19 protein-coding genes and 1 pseudogene are annotated in these 21,717 nt (G+C 44.7%); 1 reads left to right on the plus strand and 19 read right to left on the minus strand.

Translation table 11 applies throughout. The features are described 5' to 3' along the window. Window positions 1-78 precede the first annotated feature (78 nt). The 4 genes from UF75_RS15885 to UF75_RS15900 form a co-directional block, all read right to left on the minus strand. Window positions 79-660: a phage integrase SAM-like domain-containing protein gene (locus UF75_RS15885; RefSeq protein WP_045575570.1), complete on the minus strand. Its 582-nt coding sequence runs from the start codon at window positions 658-660 to the stop codon at window positions 79-81. A gap of 151 nt (window positions 661-811) precedes the next feature. Further along, window positions 812-2,344: a glutamine-hydrolyzing GMP synthase gene (gene guaA / locus UF75_RS15890; protein ID WP_045575571.1), complete on the minus strand. Its 1,533-nt coding sequence runs from the start codon at window positions 2,342-2,344 to the stop codon at window positions 812-814. 17 nt (window positions 2,345-2,361) lie between these two features. Further along, window positions 2,362-2,904: a hypoxanthine phosphoribosyltransferase gene (gene hpt / locus UF75_RS15895; protein WP_045575572.1), complete on the minus strand. Its 543-nt coding sequence runs from the start codon at window positions 2,902-2,904 to the stop codon at window positions 2,362-2,364. 124 nt (window positions 2,905-3,028) lie between these two features. Further along, window positions 3,029-3,646: an NAD(P)H-binding protein gene (locus UF75_RS15900; protein ID WP_045575573.1), complete on the minus strand. Its 618-nt coding sequence runs from the start codon at window positions 3,644-3,646 to the stop codon at window positions 3,029-3,031. 250 nt (window positions 3,647-3,896) lie between these two features. Between UF75_RS15900 and UF75_RS27275 the strand changes: the two genes are divergently transcribed. Next, window positions 3,897-4,280 carry a YmaF family protein gene (locus UF75_RS27275; protein ID WP_242860265.1) on the plus strand — a complete coding sequence of 128 codons (384 nt, stop codon included), beginning with the start codon at window positions 3,897-3,899 and terminating at the stop codon, window positions 4,278-4,280. Between the two features lie 574 nt (window positions 4,281-4,854). Here the strand turns inward: UF75_RS27275 and UF75_RS15905 are convergent. From UF75_RS15905 to iolG, 15 genes and pseudogenes are all read right to left on the minus strand, one after another. Further along, complete coding sequence (locus tag UF75_RS15905) at window positions 4,855-5,172, minus strand: hypothetical protein (protein WP_045575574.1); 318 nt, start codon at window positions 5,170-5,172, stop codon at window positions 4,855-4,857. Between the two features lie 58 nt (window positions 5,173-5,230). Next, entirely contained in the window at window positions 5,231-7,063 is a 1,833-nt protein-coding gene (locus UF75_RS15910) for an ASKHA domain-containing protein (RefSeq protein WP_045575575.1), read from the minus strand. A 224-nt stretch (window positions 7,064-7,287) separates the two neighbouring features. After that, on the minus strand, window positions 7,288-8,085 hold the full coding sequence (locus tag UF75_RS15915; protein WP_045575576.1) for a methyltetrahydrofolate cobalamin methyltransferase: 798 nt from the start codon (window positions 8,083-8,085) through the stop codon (window positions 7,288-7,290). 21 nt (window positions 8,086-8,106) lie between these two features. Next, window positions 8,107-9,299 (minus strand): annotated as a pseudogene (locus UF75_RS15920) (malic enzyme-like NAD(P)-binding protein). Between the two features lie 80 nt (window positions 9,300-9,379). Beyond that, window positions 9,380-10,234 (minus strand): class II fructose-1,6-bisphosphate aldolase, encoded by an 855-nt coding sequence (locus UF75_RS15925; RefSeq protein WP_045575577.1) that lies wholly within the window; start codon window positions 10,232-10,234, stop codon window positions 9,380-9,382. A 45-nt stretch (window positions 10,235-10,279) separates the two neighbouring features. Beyond that, a complete protein-coding gene (gene pfkA, locus UF75_RS15930; RefSeq protein ID WP_045575578.1) occupies window positions 10,280-11,239 on the minus strand; it encodes a 6-phosphofructokinase in 960 nt (319 codons plus the stop codon). A gap of 36 nt (window positions 11,240-11,275) precedes the next feature. Next, window positions 11,276-12,535: a nickel-dependent lactate racemase gene (larA, locus tag UF75_RS15935; protein ID WP_045575579.1), complete on the minus strand. Its 1,260-nt coding sequence runs from the start codon at window positions 12,533-12,535 to the stop codon at window positions 11,276-11,278. Between the two features lie 180 nt (window positions 12,536-12,715). After that, window positions 12,716-13,606 carry a myo-inosose-2 dehydratase gene (gene iolE, locus UF75_RS15940; RefSeq protein WP_045575580.1) on the minus strand — a complete coding sequence of 297 codons (891 nt, stop codon included), beginning with the start codon at window positions 13,604-13,606 and terminating at the stop codon, window positions 12,716-12,718. Window positions 13,607-13,649: 43 nt separating this feature from the next. Continuing rightward, window positions 13,650-15,512: a 3D-(3,5/4)-trihydroxycyclohexane-1,2-dione acylhydrolase (decyclizing) gene (gene iolD / locus UF75_RS15945; RefSeq protein ID WP_045575581.1), complete on the minus strand. Its 1,863-nt coding sequence runs from the start codon at window positions 15,510-15,512 to the stop codon at window positions 13,650-13,652. 20 nt (window positions 15,513-15,532) lie between these two features. Then, window positions 15,533-16,327, minus strand: coding sequence for a 5-deoxy-glucuronate isomerase (locus UF75_RS15950; protein WP_045575582.1), 795 nt, complete (start codon window positions 16,325-16,327; stop codon window positions 15,533-15,535). Between the two features lie 18 nt (window positions 16,328-16,345). After that, window positions 16,346-17,314 carry a transketolase family protein gene (locus UF75_RS15955; protein ID WP_045575583.1) on the minus strand — a complete coding sequence of 323 codons (969 nt, stop codon included), beginning with the start codon at window positions 17,312-17,314 and terminating at the stop codon, window positions 16,346-16,348. Continuing rightward, window positions 17,311-18,159 (minus strand): transketolase, encoded by an 849-nt coding sequence (locus UF75_RS15960; RefSeq protein WP_045575584.1) that lies wholly within the window; start codon window positions 18,157-18,159, stop codon window positions 17,311-17,313. The genes UF75_RS15955 and UF75_RS15960 overlap by 4 nt, the downstream gene beginning before the upstream one ends. A gap of 84 nt (window positions 18,160-18,243) precedes the next feature. Beyond that, window positions 18,244-19,506 carry a phosphoglycerate kinase gene (locus UF75_RS15965; RefSeq protein WP_045575585.1) on the minus strand — a complete coding sequence of 421 codons (1,263 nt, stop codon included), beginning with the start codon at window positions 19,504-19,506 and terminating at the stop codon, window positions 18,244-18,246. Further along, window positions 19,491-20,519, minus strand: coding sequence for a type II glyceraldehyde-3-phosphate dehydrogenase (locus tag UF75_RS15970; protein WP_045575586.1), 1,029 nt, complete (start codon window positions 20,517-20,519; stop codon window positions 19,491-19,493). Before UF75_RS15970 ends, UF75_RS15965 begins: the two co-directional genes overlap by 16 nt. Window positions 20,520-20,605: 86 nt before the next feature. Continuing rightward, complete coding sequence (iolG, locus tag UF75_RS15975; RefSeq protein ID WP_045575587.1) at window positions 20,606-21,613, minus strand: inositol 2-dehydrogenase; 1,008 nt, start codon at window positions 21,611-21,613, stop codon at window positions 20,606-20,608. Between the last annotated feature and the right edge of the window lie 104 nt (window positions 21,614-21,717).

Below are 21,717 nucleotides of genomic sequence, written 5' to 3' on the forward strand. Positions count from 1 at the left end.
TTCTAAGAAAAGGAATTGCTAATAGGCAATATCTGGTACATTATCTTTTTGATTATTTTTGTCTTGACATCCGAGCCACTATAGAATATACCTTTGTCTTCTACCCTTTGTTCTAGATACTAAAAGCATACTACCCTTCAAATCTACATCCTTAATTTTTATGCTTCTAAGTTCCAACGCCCTTACACCTGTACCTATTAAAAAATTAATAATAACCCAGTTTCGATACTCACTGAACGAATTTATTTCGGGTTTCACCAAAAGGAGTTTGAGTTCTTCATGGGTGTAAACTTGCTTAATTTCTTCAGTAATCTTTATTTCTTTAAAACCAAACTCCTTAATCAACCCCATACTCATACCATACTTAATAATTGAGCATATCCCACGGATATAAGTGTTTATAGAAACTGCTTTTATCCCCGTCCCTTTCAAGTGTAGGATGTAGTCATCTATCAAGTCTCTAGTGACATCAGAAACCATAAGTTCCGACAAGTTGATAAACTTGTTGAACATATTACAGCTTGTCTCATAAAACTTTATGGTGTATTCCGATAAGTTATTAACCATACATTTCTTTAAATACCGTTTCTTCAATTCTGGAAAGGTTATATCCTCTCCTTTGGTCATAGTCATTCGTTTTAATCCGTTTTTAGCCTTCATTTTACCAACTCCTAATCTCAAATTAGTAAGTCGATAACGTCAAAACTGGCGTTTATGATTACCCCAAAAAGGGGCTGAAATCATAAACGCCTACCAAATACTTATACACGCCTCAAACACTCTCAAACCCTGTGTTTATGCCCCTTCTACCCTACTCCCACTCAATCGTTCCAGGCGGTTTCGAGGTAATATCATAAACCACCCTGTTAACCCCCTGCACTTCATTCACAATCCTTGAGGAGATATTATGCAGGACTTCATACGGCAACCTGGCCCAATCTGCCGTCATAGCATCTTCGCTGGTGACAGCTCTGAGGATGATGGGGTATTCGTAAGTGCGACCATCACCCATGACTCCGACGCTTTTGATGGAAGGGAGTACGGCAAAGCTTTGCCATAATTCCCGATAAAGCCCGGAGCGACGGATTTCCTCTAAAACAATGGCATCTGCTTCCCGTAAAATATCAAGTTTTTCACGGGTTACTTCTCCGAGTATTCGAATTGCCAGCCCCGGTCCTGGGAACGGTTGTCGCCAAACAATCTCTTCGCTCATCCCAAGTTCTATCCCTAATTCACGCACTTCATCTTTAAAGAGCATTCGCAATGGCTCGATTAGCTCGAACTGGATGTCTTCTGGCAAACCGCCGACATTATGATGACTCTTGATCGTTTCCGCTGTTTCCGTCCCGCTCTCAACAATATCCGGATAAAGAGTTCCTTGAACTAAGAAATCTACTTGACCTAGTTTTGATGCTTCTACTTCAAAAACTCGAATAAATTCATTCCCGATCGCTTTACGTTTGGTTTCGGGATCGGATACCCCTGCAAGTTTTTCCATAAACCGTTCATGGACATCCACAAAGACCAGATTAAGGCGAAATTGCTCAGTGAAAATCTTTTTAACCTGCTCTGCCTCATTTTTACGCATGAAGCCATGATCCACAAAGACACACGTCAATTGATCTCCCACTGCCTTGTGTACTAAGGCGGCTGCAACAGAGGAATCCACCCCACCACTCAACGCACATAGGATCCGCCCATTTCCGACCTTAGCTCGGATTTCAGCGACTTGTAACTCGATAAAAGACTCCATGGTCCAATCCCCACGGCACTTACAAACATTGTACAGGAACTTTATTAACATCTCTTGCCCATCAGGAGTATGTTTTACCTCAGGGTGAAATTGAACGCCATAAAAATGTCGATCTACATTCAGCATTGCTGCGACTGGAGTATGTCCAGTATGAGCAGCGACTACAAATCCCTCGGGCAAGGCTATGACAGAATCTCCATGACTCATCCAACACGGACGTTCTCCACCCAAGCCTTCCCACAGATCAGTAGGTGTATCAACCGTAAGCATCGCTTTGCCATACTCACTGGCCACTGGATGTTCTACTGTTCCCCCTAATTGTACGGCCATGAGCTGCATTCCATAGCATATTCCCAAAATAGGAATCCCTAGATTATAAATTTCAGGGTCAACTTTAGGTGCATTCTGCTGATTGACACTGGCTGGTCCACCCGATAAAATAATGCCTTTAGGCTTACGAGCCTGAATTTCCTCAATTGAAGTTTTGTAGGAAATCATCTCAGAATACACATGAGCCTCACGTACACGGCGGGCAATAAGTTGATTATACTGTCCTCCAAAATCCAAAACCAAGACAACTTCCTGTGTCACTATAATTCATCACCAATCTAAATAATTTCGTAAGCCTCTTGCTTTAAGACTCCCACATAGGGTAAATTCCTGTACTCCTCGTTAAAATCCAAACCGTACCCAACTACAAATTCATCGGGGATCGAAAATCCATTATAATCAGGAACAACATTGACTTTACGACGCTCGGATTTGTCCAGGAGCGTAACAACTTTCACACTGAGAGGATTTCGTGCTCTCAAATTTTCTTTTAAATACTTTAATGTCAGGCCGGTATCCACGATATCTTCAGTGACTAAAATATGTACATCTTCAACACTACGTTCTAAATCTTTAAGGATCCTCACAACACCGGATGACTGAGTGGATGCTCCATAACTCGACAACGCCATAAAGTCATACGCCAGTGGCAATTTAATCTCTCGAATGAGATCCGACATAAAAGGGACAGCACCTTTAAGGATTCCGAGGACCAAAATTTTTTTACCTTCATAATCCCGAGTGATCTCAGCCCCCAGTTCGGCTACACGTTTTGCTAGTTCTTCCCGTGTAATCAAAACCTTTGCAATATATTCTTCCATCAAGGACACCTCCATTATACTATGCCAAAACTATACCAGAGGCTCGCCCATTCTGCAAACGCTTTTATGGCTCATTCTCTTGTTCATAGACTAATTTAGACAATAATAAAAGAAGAGGCAGGATTTAATAAGCTATCCCAATTCGTGAATTCAAATAGTTCATACTTAAAACCTCTTTATAAACTAAATCAGCCACATCCGGAATAGAGATGGCTACTCCGTCTTGAGGTAAAAAGTTACGTTCTATTCGATAACGTCCTGTAAAATTTCCGCTCGATAAATAAGGTGGACAAATGATAGTCCAGTGAAGGTCTGACTCTCTCAGGAATCTAAACACTTCATGATGTTCTTCAGCGGCCCAGGTTGATTTACGCTTTGATTCTTTCGATTGATAGCGTAATAAACTCGGATCCATTTGACTTTGCAATATACCTGCTGTTCCAACGGTTATGATCCGTTTGATCATCCTCTTCTTCATTGCCTCAAGAATGAGTTGCATACTAACAGAGAGCGTGTTCGTTCCATCTGTACTAAGCGCACTTATCACGACCTCAATTCCCGATAAGGCTTTAGCAATGTCTTCTTTGTTTAAAACGTTGCCTGTGATTATCGTTAAGCGTTGATGAGGCACAATTTTTTTAGGCTGACGTACCAACACCGTGACATCATGATCAAATTGCAATACATTATTAAGAATATAACCACCCACTCTACCTGTCGCGCCAAGAATTAGAATATTGATGTAATGTACCTCCTCGTATAATTTCTAAGATATCAACAGCCTTGCTCTGATAATACATTCTCTTTATACTATTATTCTTCCCATGTTTGACACATAAAAACGTTCCGAGATCTTTTAAATAAGTATAACCTGTGAATAAAGGATTGAAAAATGTTGTTCTCGATAACGTGTATTTTATAACGGAATTTTAAGTAATAATCCCGTTTAGGTGTATTTACTAAACGGGATTCCCTTGCTTTTAACAGGCAATATGACCATTTATCACCACAGTCAAATATTATACATAATATGGGAAAAAGGGGGTGAATCTTTGTATACTTCAGACTATCATGTCCATTTTTATGAAACCCGCACATGTTGCGCACATGGACACATCCACTGCTTGTCAGGCATTACAGGAAACACTGTACCGGGAGGAGGTTCACATGTCCATTATTATCGTGGTGTAACTACGTTTAATGATGGCCACGTTCACTACTACGCAGGGGTAAGTGGACCCGCAATCTATTTAGATGGAGGTGGCCACACCCATTCTTATTGTGATACCACTACTATCGACAATGGCCATGCACATTTATTTAGGGGACAAACTTCCTTCGCAGACTTTGCGCATTTATTTAATAAATCCTATTAGAAAGAGTCCTCTCGCAAGTTCAGTGAACTCATGAGAGGACTCCGTAATTATTCTTTATAAGCTATTGCAGAAAAATGGCGTCACTGCCGACCTTCGGAGTCTGGAACCCTTGTACACAAGGCTTTCAGGCTCTTATTACATCATGCCGCCCATGGTGTCATTAGATATAACAATCTTTACAATGTCATAAAATGTTCACCATTGAAGCGTTTTCGAAGGTCTGTGTTTACACATATTGATAGCAATTTTACAATTTCAACATGATTTCGTGGTCAAAATGTCGTCAGGCGCAGTCTCTCTCCTTGCGCTCCATAGGTAACACCCGGTTAATTGCGTTAACCCTCACTCTTTCCCGCCCATAGCTTGGGCAGTTCAGAAATATCATCCAAAACTCCTTTCTTCCCAATCACTGTAGGGGTTTTCTTCTTGGCAGGCCTTTCCGCCGGTGCTTTTAGAGCCTCCAGCGTCAGCTCAGCACGAACCGCCGGAACCGTTAAATTAAGAATTATATCTATATTAGGATCCTCTATAAGTTCTTAGATCTCATAAAACCGTCTCCATGACAATTGCCACCTTATTCTTTCGTTATGCTTATAGTAGCGGTTTGCGACAATGCTAAACCAGCGGCCACCTCCACCGTTTTCAGAATTCCTGAAACGCCAGGGCAACTGGGATGAGGGCTATATTTGGCAAACACTTCATAAACTCTACCCATATGAAGTTTATTAAAAATTTCTTTGTAGGCATCAAGTTCTATTAATTCCTTAGCAATCTTTTGGTAATTTGGACAATCACTTGTTATCTCCAATTTTATTTGATGATCATCGTCACTAACTGCTTTGACATTAATAGTAAAACCGCAGACCCCAGCGTGTATAATCCCTGTTGCCATGATAATCTTCCTCCGATACTTTTATTTGGGTTTTAGAGTAACTGTCACTGACATTCGATCAGCTCAACCGTTCGAGATACATACTGTCCATGTAATAGTTGGAGAATGTGGTACTACCTCCAAGTTCAACATGGCTAATCTTTCTATATAATTCTCCTACCATAGCCACCTCCTGGTGGTCTAACAGAGCTAGTATTGCGCCAACGTGTGCGGCATTTCCCACTGTCTTTATTCTGTCCTCGGAGATATCCGGAACGAGACCAATATTCAAAATGTTATGCGCCTTGAGATATGTGGCAAAGGTTCCTGATAAAGTCACCGAATCGAGCTCAGATACAGTTATTCCGGCCATTTCTACAAGAGTTTTAATTCCTGCACAGACAGCCCCTTTGGCCAACTGCAATTCCACTATGTCTTTTTGACTTAAGGTTATATCCTGCCCTTGATCTGATCCGTAAGCCAAGACAAATTCGCGCCCCTTCTCGGCAGCTCGAATCCGTTTTCGTAGCTCGATCGCAAGCGTTTCCGCCTTTTCAGGATCGACAATTTTCCCTTGTTTGTTAATGACTCCCGACTGTCGCATCTCATCAATCGCCTCGATAAGGCCAGATCCACAAATCCCGATAGGTTCCTGCTCTCCAATCACTTGACAGACTACTCCATCTTCCGTGATAGTAACACTTTCAATGGCACCCCGTTTTGCCCTCATTCCATGGGCGATGCCTGCGCCCTCAAAGGCAGGACCCGCCGCTGTAGAGCAAGCGAGCATCGTGTGATCTGTCTTTAAAAATAGTTCGCAGTTGGTACCTAAGTCAATGAGCAAATGATTACCTTGTTCTAAAACCACAGGTGCCCCCACAATGGCCCCTATTGTGTCGCCCCCTACAAAACTTCCTATGTTTGGTAATAACAAGATTCTCGCTTGGGGATTAATTTCCAGTCCTAATTCCAGCGCCGAGAATTCTAACGGCCTGTTGCAAACAGAGACGAACGGTGAAACTGCGAGATGGGATGCATCCAAACCAAGCAAGAGATGATGCATTGTGGTATTCCCAACAATCGTCATTTTGAAGATCTCGTTCTTACCCACATTAGTTTGAACTTCGAGTTCTTCTAGCAAGTGATTAATCGTCCTCCTGATAGCGACACGTAAGGCCAGGGCCCTCTCTTGGCTTTCCATCGCAAACGAAATACGGGAAATTACATCTGCACCATAGGCTGTCTGTTCATTTTCAGTAGAGACAACTTTTAGGATATCCCCCTGATTCAAATCGATCAAGGCTACCGCCACACTGGTTGTTCCAACATCGACGGCAACACCGTAAAGCCTTTTTGTGGTATCCCCTGTCTCAATTTCTAAAATCTTATCTTCATAGACTGTAGCAGTTAGCGCGAATTTATCTGCTCGTAAAATGTCCGGGACTTTGCTTAAGATATATAGACTTGTCTTGTCATAACTCCTACCCGTTGCAGTGCTTAGAGCATCCACTACACGATCCCAATCTCCCCGCTCATCCGCTAATGTTGGTTCGCTTGACTGTATATACACCTTTTCAACCCCTGGGTCTAATGTAGTCGTTTTCATTCCCTGGAGAGCACTCACTTTACGATCTTGGCTCTCCACAAAATTTAGTTCAATGACCATTCCTTCCTCTGGCTGCACAGTACAAGCAAGTCGAAATCCTGCTTGTAATTCAATGTTATTTAGATGCAACATATCGTGATCACTTGGCGGAGAGACATATCCTGTCATCCATACTTTGCATTTACCGCACGTTCCTTTGCCATTACAGATATTCTGCACGGGAAGATGATGTCGAATCAGCGCTTCCATTAAGGTTTCATGATCTTCTGGAATTATGACACGATTTGGGAGTATTGTAATCTTCATGGGCATCTCCTTACTCTAACTTTTCTAACCCCCTGGGAACGTTTCTTTCCGATTTTTATTTTTCGCTCTGTCCTCCTATTTTTCCTGCTTCAGCTTACTTAACCTAGAAAGTCTACAAGTTCTTCTGGACGTTTCGTCGTCTAATCATTGTTTCGCAAACATTCCTTTCAAAGAGCATCCCCTGCGCTTAGAAGAGAAGGGGATGCTCTAACCATATTTTAGTTTTAGAACTCAAATTGCTTATTTCGATAAGCCTTAAGATATTTGACACAATAGTCATCTCGGCCAGCCAGTGTCTCAGCCGTGATCAAACTAGCCATCATCATCTTGTCCAAGGGGTTAATAATCAGGCCATCTAATCCTTTGCCAATAGCCATAATTGCAAAGGCATGATTCATGAATTTCCTCTCAGGAAGGCCATAGGATATATTAGACAGCCCGCACATTGTATGAACACCTTTAAATCGCGTCATGATGGCTTCAACGGAGTTAATAAATTCTACTGCAAACGTGCTGTTCGTAGAAATTGGCTGTACCAGCGGATCTACATAAATATGATCAAGCTGCACATTGTTTTGGACGAGCCCATTTATGAGTTTATCTGCAATTCTTAACCTGTCATCCATAGTTTCAGGCATTCCTTCATCACTCATGCAAAGCGCCACAACTTGTAAATCTGTGCCTGCAACCACAGGAATCAAAGCATTATAGCGCGCTTTTTCTAGGGAGATGGAGTTAACCATTGCAACACCTTTGTGCACGGACAAAGCCTCTTCAATTGCCTTTGGGTCGGGACTGTCAATACAGCAGGGGCAATCTACAACTTCTTGAACAGTTTTAACGAGCCATCTCAGGTATTCCGGTTCCTTACCGACAAAGATACCCGCGTTGACATCAATATAATTTGCCCCAGCCTCGAACTCGTCCTTGGCCACCTTTTGAATGTATTCAAAATCTTGTGCTCCGATAGCCTCTCCAATGGCCTTACGGCTTGCGTTAATTAGTTCTCCAACAATGATCATTTCGTTACCTCCTTCAAATAATTAAAGACTTCCTTGTGAATTAAATTCAAATTGTGAAACCGCAGCTACGCCGCTGTCAATAGCAGCTTTGGCTACTGCCTGGGATACGGTCGGAACAAGCCTTTGGTCAAAAGCATGGGGCATTACATAATCGACATTCAGTTCCTGATCTGAGACAAGACCGGCAATCGCATAGGCGGCTGCAACCTTCATCTCTTCATTAATGATTTTAGCTTTTACATCTAAGGCCCCACGAAAAATTCCCGGGAAAGCTAAAACATTATTGACCTGATTCGGAAAATCCGAACGTCCTGTCCCCACTACAGCAGCGCCAGCCTGCTTGGCTAGATCGGGCATTATTTCAGGATTAGGATTTGCCATGGCGAAAATAATCGGATCTTTAGCCATGGACTTTACCATTTCAGGAGTTACAGCGTTCGCCACTGATACTCCAATAAACACATCTGCACCCACAAGGGCCTCGGCTAAATCCCCTGTAACCATCTCTCTGTTGGTTCTTCGGGCAATTTCATCTTTATACCTGTTCATTCCTAAATTACGGCCTTCGTAGATAGCGCCTTTGCTGTCACACATAATTACATTTTCAACACCCATACTCATCAGTAGCTTGATAATTGCTATTCCTGCTGCACCGGCGCCACTTGTGACAATTTTTATTTCTTTAAGACTTTTGTTGACTATTTTCAGCCAAGGTCACAATCGCTGTTCCATGCTGGTCGTCATGAAACACCGGTATACTGAGTTCTGCTTTAAGTCGTTCCTCAATTTCAAAACAGCGGGGGGCAGCAATATCCTCAAGATTGATTCCGCCAAAAGTAGGTTCTAATAGTTTTACAGTTTCTACGATTTTATCAACATCTGTGGTGTTTAGGCAGATTGGAAAAGCGTCCACCCCTGCAAAGGTCTTAAATAATACTGCCTTACCTTCCATGACCGGCATTGCTGCATAAGGTCCTATATCTCCCAGACCTAAAACCGCTGTTCCATCGGAAAACAATGGCAACCATATTTCCCCTATTGGTATAAACATCAACCAGGGACTGGTCTTTGGCGATTTCTTTACAGGGCTCAGCTACACCAGGAGAATAAGCTAAGCTTAAGTCATATGAATCCTTCACTGGGACCTTACTCTGTACCACTATTTTCCCTTTGTTTTCACGGTGAAGTTTTAAGGCTTCCTCTCTTAAAGACATATATATATATATCTTCCTCTCAATTCGTTAGCATACTCCAAAGACTCAGATCTTTGAATTTAATGACATTTCCAGAAATACTAGGCTTTACCAGAACTGCCGAACAGCCTGATCTTTTCTCTTATCAGATTAGTTGCGGCATCACGGGCGGGTCCTAAGAGTTTTCGCGGATCGATTTCCTCGGGTTTGTCATAAATTACTCTTTTTGCCGACTCGACAAAAGCTTCCCTGATATTTGTATCAATATTAACTTTACTGACGCCGAGGGAAATAGCCTTCCTAATCGCTATATCAGGAACTCCAGAGGACCCGTGCAAAACTATTGGTACATTAATAAGCGCTCGGATACTTTTTAACAACTCAAAGTTCAACTGAGGAATGCCCTTATAGCGACCATGGGCGGTACCTATAGCAACTGCTAAGAAATCTACCCCGGTCGATTGCACGAATTCTTTAGCTTCTAGGGGATCGGTAAAAAATGCTTCACGCTCGCTTACGACTATATCGTCTTCAGTACCCCCTATTTTACCTAATTCTGCTTCAACTGAAACACCGACCGCCTTGGCTGCACGAAGTACCCTGTTGGTTAAGTTAATGTTCTCGACCAAGGGGAGTTTTGAACCGTCAATCATCACCGAGGTAAATCCCGCGAGCATGCACTGAATGCACTGCTCAAAGCTCGTACCGTGATCCAAATGCAGTGCAATCGGTATCCCTGATTTACTTGCCGCAATTTTGGTCAGACCGGCAATATAGTCAAGTCCTGCGTATTTGATGGCACCTTGGCTGGCTTGGATAATGACCGGTGCGTTTTCTGCTTCGGCAGCCGCAACGATAGCCTGTACCAACTCCATATTGTTGCAGTTGAATGCTCCGACAGCATAACCGCCAGCCTCTGCTTTGCGTAACAGCTCTATTGTTGAAACTAAAGGCATTTAGAAACCTCCCAACAGCGTTTAAGTTAGTATTCGTAAGTTCGGTTAAATGGCCAGTGATTGAGCCAGTTCATATAACGATATGGACAATTCGTGATTTTCGCTTATAGCAATTTCGAAGGGAACATCAACAAGGCAGTTATTTTTAACCCCTACCATGACCCCGGATTTTCCAGCCAAAAGTTGATCCACCGCTCTCGCCCCTAATCGACTGCCCAAAAGCCTATCAGCTGCGCTCGGAGAGCCCCCCCGTTGGATATGTCCCAGCACAGTGACTCTGGTTTCTAAACCTGATTTTTCGGTAATAGCCTTAGCGACTTGATCTGCGCTCGATACCCCTTCAGCGACAACAATAATGCTGTGCTTCTTGTGCCTTTGTTTTCCCTGAATCAGCCGCTTAACGATAGCGTCCATATCAGGCTTGACCCCCGGAACCAGAATCGACTCGGCCCCGGCGGAAAGTCCCGCCCAGAGCGCAATATCTCCTTTACTTCGCCCCATCACTTCAATGACAAAGATTCTTTCTAACGAGGTGGCAGTGTCTCTGACCTTGTCAATAGCTTCTATGACCGTGTTAACGGCTGTATCAAACCCGATGGTAAAATCAGTACCGACTATATCGTTGTCAATGGTTGCTGGAATGCCGACGGTGGGGAAACCTAGTCGCGATAGCTTCTGTGCCCCCCGGAAGGAGCCGTCTCCCCCGATAACGACTAAACCGTCGATACCATTTTTCTGTAGCCGTCTCATCCCATGGATCTGCCCTTGTTCTGTTTTAAATTCTGGGCAACGAGACGTGAACAAGCTGGTACCTCCTTTGTGAATGATATCACCCACACTACCTACTTCGAGCGGAAGGTAGTCCCCTTCCAGCAACCCTTGATACCCGTATCGGATTCCAACAACGCTCACTTGATTAAATATACTCTGGCGGACAACAGCCCTGATGGCAGCGTTCATTCCCGGCGCATCCCCACCACTGGTTAATACCGCAATCTTTTTCACGTTGTTTCAACCTCCAATCGTCTAAAGATTTTCTGGTTATTTAGATGATTCCTCAACACACGGCAAGGTGGATCCGCCAACTGGCATAAGGATCACAGTGGCTTCTTTGCCCACTTTTTCACAGGCTTTCGTCAAAGCGAGCTGGAGATTCGCAAAGGGTTCCATGAACAAACTTTGAACAAAGTTATCCGCCAGTTCTGAGACCAAGTAAACATCAGCCTCCTGCATGACCATTGCGATGGCTGCTGCCTTATGCCCACCTAATTGAAAGTCTTGCTTGATCTTATGGATGAGCTCCTCCGGTTGCTTGGCTGTCAGCATCCACTTTTCGAACACATCTTCGCCAAGTCCCTCTTTACACGAAGCAACCAGAATTATGACACCCCCTTTGCGGATGGCATGTTTGGCATTATCCAAGGCTTTCTGAGCCTGATAAAGATTAATATCTTTTGGATACCCACCTGCTGAGGTTATAACGATGTCGGCTTTGGCGGGGATTTTAACTTTATAAAGACTGTCTAAGAACCGACACCCTTCCCGGTGTGCCTCGAAATAATGACCAGACACCGCTTTAATGATACTTTTCTTTTCATTTAAGACGACGTTAACGATAAAGTCAATCGCCACAAAGTCGACCACTTCATCAATATCTAATCGTACTGGGTTCGTCTCAAGGTTTCCGGCATGAGCTTCTTCACGCACCATATTCCTGTGGTTTGCCTGGATCGCTGCTCGTGTTGAAACACCCGGCATTATGGCCTTGGCGCCACCACTATAACCGGCAAAGTAGTGATATTCTATGTTACCGAGACAGATGCGCCGGTCTGCTTCGGCGACTAAGCGAAATATCTCGACGGGCGTGCCGTTTTTGGTATGACCAAGACTCACATAGTCCCGCGGATCGCTGTCCACGCAGCGAATTTTGGCGTATATGTCTTCGCCAACCAGGTACTTTCTCTCCTCTTCGGTATGAAACCGGTGAATGCCCATCCCAAAGACAATGGTAATATCTTCATTCGATACTCCGGCTTGATAAAGTGCCTCCAGCACTGGCGGCAACACCACTTTACTGGGCAGCGGTCTAGTAATGTCGCTGGTAATGATCACTATCTTTTCGCCTTGTTTTACCAGGTTTTGAAGTGTTTGGCAACCAATAGGATTTTGTAAAGACCTGCTTACTTCCTCAATTCCGTTCAATGAAACCCCGACTTTATTCGGAAGTAATTCTGCAAGAACCTGTGTTTCTTCGAGTTCAACAGTCAGATTGGATTTGGCAAAACCCAACGAATATATCATTTTCTCACCTCAATTTAAACTAAAATATGGGTTCAGCGCGTTTTTGATAGAAAAAAATAGGGCGCAGACAGCTAGTGATCCCATCCCTTGCCCTATTGCTTAGCAGAGACTGCTAAGTTTAATGTGTCTTCTTTCTTCAACAATAGTTTTCTCGACAGAAAATGAGTAACAGTATTAAGCTTACAGACCCGTGTTTTCCTTAATATACACTCTGGCTTTAAGCGCGTATTCAAAAGGGTCTGCTTTAGCAGGATCTTGTTCCGCTTCCACCACAAACCATCCCTCATACTGGTTTTCACTGAGAATATTGAACAATGGCATGAAATCAATGATTCCGTCTCCGGGAACCGTCATGATTCCCGCTTTTACTGCTTGCATAAAACTCATTCCCTGAGCTTTGACCTGTTCCAGCACCCCGCCTCGGATGTCCTTGAGGTGAACGTGTTTGATACGCTTAACGTGCTTTTTTAAGACTTCTTCGGGCTTCTCACCGGAGAAAATCAAATGGCCGGTGTCAAACAACAGATATACTAATGAGGGGTCGGTCATCTCCATCAATTTGTCGATCTCTTGCGTGGTCTGTACCCCGGTGCCCATGTGATGATGGAAAACCAGTCTCATGTCCTGCTCTGCAGCCAATCTCCCCAGTTCCTCTAAGCCTTTAGCTAACAGGTTCCATTCAGTTGCAGTGAAAACTGGCTTATCGATCAAAATGGGAACCTCTTGTAGCCCCTGGATGCTGTGACCTTGTTCCGAGACTACGATGACTTTTGCGCCCATCGCATGGAGGAAATCTCTGTGTAGTTTAAAAGCCTCGACTGTCTCCTCTAGTGGCTTAGTCGTCAGAAAAGAACTAAACCAAGCGCTGGCTATGCGCAGATTTCTTAGCTCTAATGCTCTCCTTAATACCGCCGGATCTCGGGGATATTTGTTGCCAATTTCACTACCCGAGTAGCCTGCCAAGGCCATTTCACTAATACACTGTTCAAAGGTGTTTTCTTTGCCCAATTCGGGTAGGTCGTCGTTGGTCCAGGCAATAGGGGCAATGGCTAATTGAACATTTTTGAACATGTTGTCCCTCCCTAACACTTCTTGAATTAAATCGTTGATCCCGTTAGAACTTTCTTACTTTTTGAATCTCGTTGGCCATCAGTTTGTGGGCTTCCAGTACTGCCACTCTTTGCGCTACTTCCGGTACCCCTACCCTCCACCATGATTCGTAGCCGCCGGTCATCGTCCCCGGCACCACCTTAATATCGATTAAGGTGGACACACTGTCTTGACGCGACTTTTCAAGAGCACTCTTCAATTCATCCACCGTCGTTGCGGTGTACGTTTTAGCTCCGTAGCTTCTGGCATTGGCTGCAAAATCAATGGGCATCACTTCTCCAGTCAATCGACCGGTTTCTGCAGAACGAAAACGGAAATCAGTCCCGAAACTAGGTATCCCCTGGGATTGCTGCAGATTATTGATGCACCCAAAACCGTTGTTATCAAACAGCAAAACGTTGATTTTGCGCCGTTCTTGGATACTAGTAACGAGTTCAGAGTGGAGCATTAAATAGCTGCCATCTCCAACCATACAATAAACTTCTTTGTCCGGTTCAGCCATCTTGACACCCAGTGCTCCCGTAATTTCATAGCCCATACAGGAAAAGCCGTATTCCATATGATAGGTTTTCGGCTTAACAGGACGCCAAACTCGTTGTAAATCTCCCGGTAAACTGCCTGACGAGCCAACGACAATATCGTCTTCCTGAAGCAATTGCTGGATTACCCCCAGTGCTCGGGTTTGGGACAAGCCGTCGGGTAGTTCAATGCTAAACAACCGATCGACTTCCTGATCCCATGTTTCTTTAACGGCTCGGATTTCGTCTTGATATGCGGACCGATACCCTATTTCCCCTAGTTTTTGAGTCAGGGCCTTGAGGCTTGCTGCAGCATCACCTAGGATGAATTTGGCGTTCAGTTTTTCCCCGTCCATACTGTTCACATTAATCGTGAGGAATTCTACCTCGGGATTCTGAAAACTCCATTTTGAAGCAGTGGTGAAATCAGTAAAGCGGGTACCAAGGCCGATAACTAAGTCGGCATCCCGGGCAATCACATTGGCCGCCGCGGTTCCGGTCACGCCCATTCCACCTAGGTTGTGTCCATGGTTCCAGGGGAGTATCCCCTTCCCTGCCTGGGTTTCCGCAAAGGGAATGTTGAATTTCTCCACAAACTCTTTGAGTTCTTCTGCTGCTTCAGAGTATATAGTCCCACCACCGGTGACAATGAGAGGTTTCTTCTTGGTTTTAATGATTTCCAAGGCTCTGTCAATGGATGCCGCGCTCGGTGAGAGCCTATCCATGTAGTGAACTCTCTTGGCAAAGAACTCAACCGGATAATCAAAGGCCTCAGCCTCTACGTCCTGCGGTAAACACAACGTTACAGCACCCGTTTCGGCAGGATCCGTGAGGACACGCATAGCGTTGATGACCGCGGTCATCAACTGCTCGGGTCGAACGATTCTGTCCCAGTATTTAGAGACCGCTTTGAAGGCATCGTTCGCTGTCATTGTGTAACTGTGCGCATGCTCGATCTGCTGCAATACCGGATCGGGCTGCCTGCAAGCAAAGCTATCCCCGGGCAGTAACAGCAGCGGAATGCGGTTGACCGTCGCGGTACCAGCCGCTGTTACCATATTCAGGGCACCAGGGCCAATCGACGAGGTACAGGCGATGATTTCTCTGCGGTTTTTCTGTTTGGTAAAGGCTATGGCGGCGTTGGCCATGCCTTGTTCATTACGCCCCTGATACATGGTGATCTCTCCCTGGTGCTCTTCCAAAGCTTGGCCCAGGCCGACAACATTACCATGACCGAAGATTGTAAATATCCCTTTGACAAACTTGTTCTGCTGACCGTCAAACTCCACATATTGGTTGTCCAGGAACTTCAAAAGGGCCTGGGCCATCGTCATTCTTAGCGTTTTCATTGCGCCACCCTTTCCCTTGGTTAGTCTTTGTCGGGCCAGATCTTGGCATCCGGCTCAGTTACCCAGAGGTGCTCCGGCACGAAGGTGGGGGTAATATACGGGTTACCGTCAAGGTGCCTGATAATCCATACATAATACATGGCATAGCCAGGAGCCGTGGTTTGAGGATGGGTTACATTATCCAAAATTTTAACCGTGTCGTTATTCTTAAGCTTGACGACCTCATCACCTAATTCGCAAAATCCGTAACCGTTTTCCGGGTTGAATTTGTAGAAGTAGATTTCCGGCTGGGGATGGTAATGAGGGGGATAGCTTGACCACTTACCCGGATAATCGATCACTTCTCCTACAACGAGATTTGAGTAACTGGCGTTCGAGTAGTCAAATGCGGTACGGACAATCCTAGTCGAAGTCTCCCGCATCGTACCTTTACCGCGCTCTTCACTAACACATTCTTCCGCCGTATAAAGTTTAGTTGGAAAACTTCGGTCATTCGTTGTTTTAGTGACGCAAAGTTCAGTTTCAGCGAGTCCCGTGATCTTGACCTTCACCCCTTGAGGAACATGGAGTACCCAAGGATTTTCATCAAAGCAGGATTTTCGCCGAGCGGTTTCTTTGTTTCCTTCCCATTCAAAGGAAACTTCACCTTGAACCAGTAAATAGGCCCGTTCTTTAGGGTCTTCATCGACTTCAACTTGATCTTTCGCCAGCCTCAGGATACCAAAGTCCATCATGGTATTTTGTTCTGCTTCATCCATGGTTGTAATGGGATTGTATCCATAGGCAAAAAGTTGATCCTGTCTAATTCGTGTCATTTTTGTACCTTCTTTTTATTACAGTTTTCTTGCGACTGCTTTTTTAACTTTATCAACAATGTTAACAGCGGTTAAGCCAAACTTTTCTTGCAGATAATTTTGAGGACCAACTTCCCCAAAATGGTCATTGACACCTACCCGTTCCAGAGGCACCAGCACATTTTCGGCGATGACTTCTGCCACAGCAGAACCGAGACCGTTGATGATATTGTGGTTTTCTGCAGTAACTATAGCTCCAGTTTCTTGGGCGGCTCGAATAATCGCTGCTTTGTCAATAGGCTTTAAAGTGAACATGTTGAGTACTCGAGCATTAATACCCTCTATGGCTAGAATATTGGCGGCCTTTAAGGCCTCCTCGACCATGATTCCAGTGGCAATAATGGTGACATCCGACCCATCCTTAACCTCAACAGCCTTACCGATTTCAAAAGTTGAGCCTTCTTCGTAGATCCTTATGGCATTTTTTCTAAGTAGACGGATGTAATATACGCCATATAGACCTGCGGTTTGCTTGACCAGATCTCGCAGCATAATCGAATCCGTGGGTTCTAAGAGGGTGATGTTGGGAACGGTCCGCAAAATTCCCAGGTCTTCTATGGGCATATGGGTGCCGCCATTGAAGGCAGCTGTTACTCCAGGATCGCTACCGATGATACGCACATTCAAGTTCGCATAGCCACAAGACAGGAAAATCTGATCAAAGCACCTACGCGAGGCAAACGGCGCAAAACTATGGGCAAAGGGGATTTTTCCAGTGGCGGAAAGTCCTGCGGCCACCCCAATCATATTGGCTTCCTGGATTCCCACATTGAACGTACGCGCAGGATAGGCTTTACCAAAAGGGACCATGCCCATCGAACTCATTAAATCGGCATCGAGCACGACGACGCGCGGGTCCTTACCTGCCAACTCCAGCAAGCATTGGCAGTAGACATTTCTCATTTCCTGTTCTTCTTTAACGCGTTGTTTAGCCAGAATGGCGCTCATGACTGCACCACCTTTTTTAATTTTTGCTCTAATTCTTGGAGGGCCTCCTCCATTTGTTCCGGACTTACCGTCATATGATGGTTAGAAACCGTATTTTCGGCGAAGCTCCAGCCTTGGCCTTTGACTGTATTCAACACGATAACTGAAGGCTTGCCTTTTTGAGCTTTGGCCTTTTCCACCGCTTCGAAAATCTCCGCAACGTTTGAACCATCGACTTCCTGAGCATACCAGTCAAAACTTTCAAATTTGCCCTTGATTTCGCCCATATCATTGATATCTTTTACGTACCCGTCAAGCTGCTTTTTATTGTGATCAACAAAGGTAATCAGGTTGTCAAGCTTGACTTGGGCCGCGTACAGCACGGCTTCCCAAACTTGTCCTTCCTGGCATTCCCCGTCCCCGAGGATCAGGTACGTATAATTGCTACGTTGATCCAGCTTATGTCCCAGCGCCACGCCGACTGCCAAGGATGCGCCCTGGCCCAAGGATCCCGTGGTCATATCAATACCGATAGTTAGGTTTTTATCACAGTGACTGGGCAGCTTTGTGCCTGGTTTATTAAGCGTTTGTAATTCTTCCAGCGGGAAGTAACCCTTTAAAGCCAGTGAGGAGTAGATGGCAGGTCCGGCATGGCCTTTAGAACAGATCAGCCAATCGCGATCCTCCCAGTCCGGATTCTTAGGGTCAATGTTCATTTCTACCCCATAAAGCACAGCCAAGGTATCTACGATCGATAATGCCCCTCCGACATGCCCAAAACCGAGATTGCCAAAGGCTTTCATGGTTTCCATCCTGATGTTCAGAGCCAGAGTTTCCATTTCGCGAATCTTTTCCTTGCTTAGCATTTTTAGCACCCCCAATATGTTTAGCTTACGTAAATAGAGAATGGTAGTCGTTTTTTTGACTTACGGCACCTCTCTCCTGCTTACTTAATACTGTTTGCTGAAGGACCGTTCCATCGCCGAAACCAAGGGCATCTTAACCCCTGATAAAAAACGGACCATTGCCCCACCAGCCGTACAGACATAATTGATGTTCGCAGTATCGATAAAGCGCTGAGCGGCGCTAACCGTATCTCCTCCACCCACTACGGAATAACCCTTGGCTTCGGCAATCGACTGCCAGATTTCTTGGGTTCCAGCGGCAAAGACAGGATTTTCATAGACCCCAGCGGGTCCGTTGACGAAAATAGTTCCAGCCTTGGCAAGCTCATGTTTAAAGAGTTCAATCGTTTTTTGCCCGATATCCATACACAGCTCATCTGTCGGTAGATCACCGATTCCGAGTTCTTGCCGTTGACCGTCTTTTTCAAAAGCTAGATCAAGGGGATAAACGATTTTCTTCCCATAATGGTCAAGATAATCTTTCGCATCCTTGATGAACTCATCCAGGGATCGGTCTTTAATGAACTTCTCATTTTTAGCGCCGATATCATAGCCCTTAGCCATTAACATAATGTGTCCAGTAATACCACACGTTAGAATTTTGTCCGCTGCCCCGTTTTCTAGGACCTGTTTCATCATGCCAAAAGCATCCGAAATTTTAAGGCCACCGAGCACAAAGACGGCTGGTCTATCCGGGGACTTCATTACTTTGGTCAGTGCGCTGACTTCGGTCATTAACAGCCTACCTGCTGCCGTGGGAAGCACTTCCTGGAAAGCAACCATGGATGGGGCATTGCGATGGGCTGCTGCAAAAGCGTCATTAACATAAAAATTGGCCAAGGGTGCAAGGCTGCGGATGAGATAGGTGTTCAACATGTCTTTCGCCGCCAGCTTGACCTCTTTCTCAAAGCTGGAGACTTCTTCCGTCAGATAACGTAAATTTCCCAAGAGAACAGCCTCACCAGGCTGCAAGGCTTTGACTGCCTCCTGGGCAGCCGGGCCGCAAGCATCATCAATATACTTGACTTCCCTGCCGAGTTTATCCGACAACTTTTCGGCGTGTTCTTGGAGGGGTATTAAGTTATGGTAATCAAGCGTATCCCCTTGATGGGCAAGGATCACCAGTTTCGCCTTGTTCTCTAACAAGTATTGGATCGTCGGCAAACTCATATTAAGTCTGTTTTCGTTGACAATTCGCTGGGTGTGTGGGTCTATGGGTGAATTTATGTCAACTCTTAAAATAACGGTCTTACCGTTGTAATCAAATGCTTCGAGCGAACGCATTTTGGTCGTTACTTCTTCTGCCATTTCGCCATCCCCAAATAGTCATTGGTTTTGCCCACAGCTTCAAGTCTGTCAGTTTGCATTTCTAGAGCTGCACGGATTCCATCGATCGTCTCAGGAATCGTGATCGACTCCTGTGGGATGTTGATGGCAAACATAATGTCTTTACCAGAATGAACGATGGTTTCTTCAAATAAAGCGATTTCGTACATATCCCCTCTGGGATTGCCTAAATCTCTAGCATACCGGAACAGGGAAGCATTTCCTAGGAAGCCATCCTCTATGCGTACCACTCTGATCCTAGGGTGTTGGCTAAAGTGGTTCACAAGCTCTTCCTTCGTCAATTCCTTTTTGGGGGTTGCCATAACGGTGATAATGTGACCGTGCGTCACTGGAGTGTGGATCAAAATTCCCGTAGCTTCAATATGCGGCATGATGGTCATAAGGTCTAAAGCCTGATGACTGGGTGCTTTGTCAACTTGCAGGGCGTTGGTTAAACCGCGGTGGTAATCACCCGGATCCGCAACTCGTCTGACAATGGTCAGTGCAACTTTTTCCACGCCCACTGCCCGGTCTAGGCAATCAACCGCGCGGATCAGCCCGGTCGTATTGCAGGAAGTCAGCTTTAAGAACTGTTTACCAATCCCCGCTTCGTAGTTGGCATACCCATGGAAGAAGACATCCGCTACGCTATCCTTTTCGCCACCTTGGAAGATGGCCTTTTTGTTGTACTTCTTATACAGTTCCTTATTTTTAGCACCCACACCAGCACTCGTGGCGTCGAGCATAATATCGACTTGTTGGACTAGCTCTTCAAAGTTACCTGAAAAGGGGATCTCTAAATCTTCAAACTGTTTTTCATTGCCGGACCCGGCGTTGTACAATTTATAGGGCATTCCTTTTTCTTTGAGTGCTCGAATGGCCAGAGTCGGTGCTACATCAGCGACGCCGACTAACTCCATGTCTTCTTGTAGTGCTACACCGTCAGCCAGTCTTTGACCAATGACACCGTATCCTGCTATCCCTACTTTTACCATGCTAATACCACCTTTTTAAGTTTTTAACGATTTTAAATAAAGAAAATTCCTCCAATAGTGAGTTGGTACATCAACTTTTTAAATGGTTATTCAAGTTTGACGGGTCTTCCTTCCTTCACGGATTTTAGCGCAGCCAAAGCAACCATTGCATCTTTCAAGCCGTCAATTGCCGAAACAGAAGGCTGTTTGTCATTCCTGATGCTCCCAAAAAATTCCTGCATTTCAGTAATAAATGAATCTTTATATCTTTCTAAGAAGAAATATAGTGGTTTTTCACTATATACCCCATCCTCGGTACTTAATACTGCTGAAGACGGTGTGTCGTTGCTTACAGTTACACACCCCTTTGAACCAAAGACCTCCACTCTTTGGTCGTAGCCATAGGAAGCTTTCCGACTGTTATCAATTACTCCGATCGCGCCATTAGCAAATTTCAAGGTAATAATAGCGGTATCAATGTCTCCGGCTTCACCAATTGCAGGATCCACTAAAACTGCGGCATTGGCATAGACCTCGACGACTTCGCTTCCAGTGAGATATCGCGCCATGTCAAAATCATGAATTGTCATATCCAGGAACATGCCGCCGGATACTTTCACATAATCCAGAGAAGGAGGCTGAGGATCTCTTGAAGTAACTTTTACAATATGCACATCGCCTACTTTACCTTCTTCAACTATCTTCCGAACAGTCCGGAAGTTATGATCAAAGCGTCTATTAAAACCGACCTGGAATTTGACCCCGGCTTTTTCGACAGAATCCAAAACGGATTGAATTTTACTCAAGTCTAAATCAATGGGTTTTTCGCAAAAAATATGTTTGCCGGCTTGAGCGGCTTCAATAGAGATAATGGAATGAGTATTGGTGGATGAACAGACCATCACTGCGTCTATCTCATGATCCTTTAAAATATTTTTATAATCCGTATATACATTTTTTATCCCAAGGTCCTGTGCCCATTCATTGATACTATCTGCATAAATATCCGCAATCGATGTTACTTCAACATCCACAAAGTTTTTGACAATATTTTCGGCATGCAGTCTGCCGATCCGCCCTGCGCCGATAATCCCAAGTTTAATCTTTTTTTCCATGCTAATTATCACCTTTCACTTTCTTTATAACTCAATAACCGATTAAGCGCTTTCCCTAATATCGTAAAAAAAAATCATCTTATTGCTTATCTTAGGATTATTGC

Origin of the sequence: Desulfosporosinus sp. I2, from assembly GCF_000960765.1 — a bacterium.
In the GTDB taxonomy this organism is placed as follows: Bacteria; Bacillota; Desulfitobacteriia; order Desulfitobacteriales; family Desulfitobacteriaceae; genus Desulfosporosinus.

Coding starts and splice junctions, on each gene's coding strand:
- UF75_RS15950 (WP_045575582.1), bottom strand. CDS start 16,327: ATGACACGAATTAGACAGGATCAACTTTTTGCCTATGGATACAATCCC.
- UF75_RS15910 (WP_045575575.1), bottom strand. CDS start 7,063: ATGAAGATTACAATACTCCCAAATCGTGTCATAATTCCAGAAGATCAT.
- UF75_RS27275 (WP_242860265.1), top strand. CDS start 3,897: ATGACCATTTATCACCACAGTCAAATATTATACATAATATGGGAAAAA.
- UF75_RS15965 (WP_045575585.1), bottom strand. CDS start 19,506: ATGGCAGAAGAAGTAACGACCAAAATGCGTTCGCTCGAAGCATTTGAT.
- hpt (WP_045575572.1), bottom strand. CDS start 2,904: ATGGAAGAATATATTGCAAAGGTTTTGATTACACGGGAAGAACTAGCA.
- UF75_RS15970 (WP_045575586.1), bottom strand. CDS start 20,519: ATGGTAAAAGTAGGGATAGCAGGATACGGTGTCATTGGTCAAAGACTG.
- UF75_RS15960 (WP_045575584.1), bottom strand. CDS start 18,159: ATGCTAAGCAAGGAAAAGATTCGCGAAATGGAAACTCTGGCTCTGAAC.
- larA (WP_045575579.1), bottom strand. CDS start 12,535: ATGATATATTCGTTGGGTTTTGCCAAATCCAATCTGACTGTTGAACTC.
- iolD (WP_045575581.1), bottom strand. CDS start 15,512: ATGAAAACGCTAAGAATGACGATGGCCCAGGCCCTTTTGAAGTTCCTG.
- UF75_RS15925 (WP_045575577.1), bottom strand. CDS start 10,234: ATGCCTTTAGTTTCAACAATAGAGCTGTTACGCAAAGCAGAGGCTGGC.
- iolG (WP_045575587.1), bottom strand. CDS start 21,613: ATGGAAAAAAAGATTAAACTTGGGATTATCGGCGCAGGGCGGATCGGC.
- UF75_RS15955 (WP_045575583.1), bottom strand. CDS start 17,314: ATGAGCGCCATTCTGGCTAAACAACGCGTTAAAGAAGAACAGGAAATG.
- UF75_RS15905 (WP_045575574.1), bottom strand. CDS start 5,172: ATGGCAACAGGGATTATACACGCTGGGGTCTGCGGTTTTACTATTAAT.
- iolE (WP_045575580.1), bottom strand. CDS start 13,606: ATGTTCAAAAATGTTCAATTAGCCATTGCCCCTATTGCCTGGACCAAC.
- UF75_RS15915 (WP_045575576.1), bottom strand. CDS start 8,085: ATGATCATTGTTGGAGAACTAATTAACGCAAGCCGTAAGGCCATTGGA.
- UF75_RS15885 (WP_045575570.1), bottom strand. CDS start 660: ATGAAGGCTAAAAACGGATTAAAACGAATGACTATGACCAAAGGAGAG.